The 4,051-nt window shown below is 77.0% G+C and carries 1 protein-coding gene; it reads right to left on the bottom strand.

Going from position 1 to position 4,051, the window contains the following annotated elements; genetic code table 11:
* Positions 1-4,051 (bottom strand): amino acid adenylation domain-containing protein (locus tag AB0E96_RS39170; RefSeq protein WP_359831330.1); only part of this gene is annotated, 4,051 nt, incomplete at both ends.

Below are 4,051 nucleotides of genomic sequence, written 5' to 3'. Positions count from 1 at the left end.
GTCGAACTGGACCTGGTATGTGCCGTCGGGCAGGTTGTCGAACAGGTACTTGCCGTTGGGGGTGAGCGGGAGGGCGGCCAGCGGGACGTAGGCGGCGGGCACCAGGTAGGCGGGCAGCAGCCGTTCCAGGTGGGCGCGGAGTTCGGCGGCGCCCGGGGGCCGGGCCGGGTCCTCGCCGACGACGTGGGCGACCAGCCGGCGGGTGCCGGCCGGGTCCTGGTGGACGCCGACGGTGGCGAGGGCGATGCCCGGGTGGGTCTGCAGGGCGGCCTCGATCTCGCCGGGTTCGATCCGGTAGCCGCGGATCTTCACCTGCTGGTCGGCGCGGCCCAGGTAGCGCAGGGTGCCGTCGGCCTGCCGGCGGGCCCGGTCGCCGGTGCGGTACATCCGGGTGCCGGGGGCGCCGAAGGGGTCGGCGAGGAAGCGGGTGGCGGTCAGGCCGGGCCGGTTGAGGTAGCCGCGGGCCAGGCCCTCGCCCGCCACGTACAGTTCGCCGACGGCGCCCGGGGGCAGCGGGGCGAGGTCGTCGTCGAGCACGTACAGCCGCAGGTCGGCGATGCCGGTGCCGATCGGGCCGGGGCCGCCGGCCGTGGCGGTGGCGAGGTCCAGCGCGGTGTGGGTGACGTGCACGGTGGTCTCGGTGATGCCGTACATGTTCACCAGGCGCGGCGCGTCCTCGGGGTGGCGCCGGTACCAGTCGGCGAGCCGGGTGACGTCCAGCGCCTCGCCGCCGAAGACCACCGTGCGCAGCGCCAACCGGGCGGATGTGTCGGGCAGTTGGGCGTCGGCGCGGTCCAGCTGGTGGAACGCGGACGGGGTCTGGTTGAGCACCGTGACCCGTTCGTCGGCGAGCAGCCGCAGGAAGTCCTCCGGGGAGCGGGCGGTGTCCTCGGGCACCACGACGAGCCGGCCGCCGTGCAGCAGCGGGCCCCACAGCTCCCAGACCGAGAAGTCGAAGGTGTAGGAGTGGAAGAGCGTCCAGACGTCCTCGGCGCCGAAGCCGAACCGCTCCCGGGTCTGCTCGAACAGCCGCACCACGTTGGTGTGCGGCACCACCACGCCCTTGGGGCGGCCGGTGGAGCCGGAGGTGAAGATGGCGTACGCGGGGCTGTCGGGCAGCGGGCGGTGCCCGGCGCCGAGCGGGCCGGCCGGGCGGCGGGCGAGGTCGGCGCGCACCCCGGGGGCGGCCAGGGCGAGGACGGGGACCTCCACGCCGGCCTGCTCCTCGGTCGTCACCAGCGCCACCGGGGCGGCGTCGCGCAGCAGTTCGGTGCGGCGCTCGGCGGGCAGGCCCGGGTCGAGCGGCAGGTAGGCCGCGCCGGTCTTGAGGACGGCGAGGACGGCCACCACCAGTTCGGCGGTGCGGGGCAGGGCGAGGGCGACGTAGCGCTCGGGGCCGGCGCCGTACCCGGCCAGCCGGTGGGCCAGCCGGTCGGCCCGGGCGTCCAGCTCGGCGTAGGACAGCTGCTCCCCGCCGCAGGTGACGGCGACGGCCCGCGGGGCGCGGGCGGCCTGCTCCTCGAACAGCTCGACCAGGGTGCGCCCGGGCCGGCCCTGCGCGGTGCCGTTCCACTCGACCAGCAGCCGGTGCCGCTCCTCCTCGGTGGTCCAGGCGAGCGAGCGCAGCGGGCGGTCCAGTCCGTCGGCCAGGCCGGTGAGCAGCAGGCAGAGCCGCTCGGCGAGGCCGCGCACGGTGGCGGCGTCGAACAGCCCGGGGTCGTAGGCGAGGTCGAAGCCGACCTGCCCGCCCTGGTAGGCGCGCAGCACCAGCGGGAAGTTGGTGGCGTCCCGGGAGGAGACCTCGGCCAGCCGCACCCCGGTGCCGGCGGCGTCGGTGTCGTCGAAGGGGTAGTTCTCGAAGGCGACGATGCTGTCGAACAGGGCGCTGCCGGGCGGGACGTCGCTGTAGCCGGTGAGCTCGGCCAGCGAGACCGCCGCGTGCCGGCGGGCCTCGGCCTGGTCCGCCTGGAGCTCGCGCAACCAGTCGGCGGCGGTGCGGGCGCCGTCCACCCGGACCCTGGTCGGCAGGGTGTTGATGAACATGCCGATCATCGACTCGACGCCGGGCAGTTCCTCCGGCCGGCCGGAGACGGTGGTGCCGAACAGCACGTCCGGCTCGCCGCTGTAGCGGGACAGCAGCAGCGCCCAGGCGCCCTGCACGACGGTGCCCAGGGTCAGCCCGGACTGCCGGGCGGCGCGGGCGAGCCGCTCGGAGACCGGCTCGGGCAGGGCGGCGCTGTGGCTGCCGGCCGAGCGGGCCCGGTGGGCCTCGCGCCGGGTGCGGTCGGCGGGCAGCGGGGTGGCGGTGGCGAAACCGTCCAGCACGGACCGCCAGTGGGCGCGGGCGGCCCCGGCGTCCTGCCCGGCCAGCCAGTGCACGTAGTCGGCGAAGGGCCGGCGCACCGCCGGGGCGGGCGCGCCGCCGGTGGTGAGCGCCGCGTACTCGGCGAAGACGTCGGTGAGCACCTGGGCGAGGCTCCAGCCGTCCAGGATCAGGTGGTGGGAGGTCCAGAGCAGCTGGACCCTGGCCTCGGGCAGCCGGACCAGGGTGAGCCGGGTGAGCGGGGCGGTGGCGATGTCCAGACCGAGGGCGAGGTCCTCGGCGCGCAGCCGGGCCAGCCGTTCGGCCCGCTCGGCCGGGTCGGCGGCCCGCAGGTCCAGGTGGGCGACCGGCAGCCGGACGCCCCGGCGCACCACCTGGAGCGGGGCGGGCACGCCCTCCCAGACCACCGAGGTGCGCAGCGCGGGCGTCCGGTCGGCGACCCGCTGCCAGGCCAGGGCGAGCGCCCGCGGGTCGGCGACGCCCTCCAGCAGCAGGACGGCCTGGTCCAGGTAGACGTCGTCCTCGCCGCCGACCAGGCGGTGGAAGAGCATGCCCTCCTGGAGCGGGGTGAGCGGCAGCAGGTCCGCCACGTCCCGGCCGTCGCCGACCAGGCGGTCCAGCTGCTCCTGGTCGAGGCCGGCCAGCGGGAAGTCGGAGGGGGTGCGGCCGCCGGCGCCGGGCTCGGCGCAGTGCTCGACGACGGCGCCCAGCGCGGCCAGCACGGCCTGGGACAACTCCCGTACGGTGTCGGCCTCGTGGATGTCCTCGCTGTAGTGCCAGGTGAGCTCCAGCTCGCCGTCGGCGACCACGGCGGAGACGTCCAGCAGGTGGTCCAGCGGCTCGTCCGGGGCGAGGTCCCGGCCGGGGGCCTGCCCGGCGGGGGCGAAGTCGCCGGCCTCGGGGGCGGTCCACTGGCCGTGGTAGTTGAAGCAGACCTGCGGCAGCGGGACGTCCCGCAGGGCGGCGGCGTCCGGCGCGGGCGAGCCGAGCCGGGCGAGGGCCTCGTAGCCGAGGCCGCGGCGGGGCACGGCCCGCAGCCGCTCCTTGACGTGCTTGAGGGTGGCGGCCCAGTCGGGGGCCCCGGGCAGGTCCAGGGTGACGGGGTACTGGGTGGTGAACCAGCCGACGGTGCGGGACAGGTCGAGGCCGTCGAACAGGTCCTCGCGGCCGTGGCCCTCCAGTGCGACGGTGACCCGGCCGGTGCCGGTCCAGTCGGCGAGGGCCCGGCCGAGGGCGCTCAGCAGCACGTCGTTGACCTGGGTGCGGTACACCTCGGGCACCTTGCGCAGCAGCGCCTCGGTGGTGGCCCGGTCGAGCCGGCCGCGCAGGGTGCGCACCGAGCCGGCCGTGGGGGTGCCGGGCCGGTCGACGGGCAGCGGCGCGGCGGGGGCGGCGGTCTCGGCCCTCCAGTACGGCAGGTCCTCGTCCAGGCCGCCGGCCCGGACCAGCTCGGAGAGCCGGTGCGCCCAGTCGGTGAACGCGGTGGGTTCGGGCTCCAGGCCGGGGTCGGTGCCCGCGGCGGCCCGCCGGTAGGCCTGCTCCAGGTCGGCGAGCAGCACCCGCCAGGAGACGCTGTCCACGGCGAGGTGGTGGGCGGTCAGGAAGAGCTGGGGCCGGGCCCCGTCCTCGGCGCGGAACAGGACGGCGCGCAGCAGGGCGCCGGTGGCCGGGTCGAGTTCGGCGCGGGCGGCCTCGGCGGCCCGCAGCCGGGCGGCCCCGGGCCCGGAC

It is taken from the genome of Kitasatospora sp. NPDC036755 (assembly GCF_040636595.1).
GTDB lineage: Bacteria > Actinomycetota > Actinomycetes > Streptomycetales > Streptomycetaceae > Kitasatospora.
The sequence above is the reverse complement of the archived record's forward strand: the minus strand, read 5'-3'. Positions and strand labels throughout refer to the sequence as shown.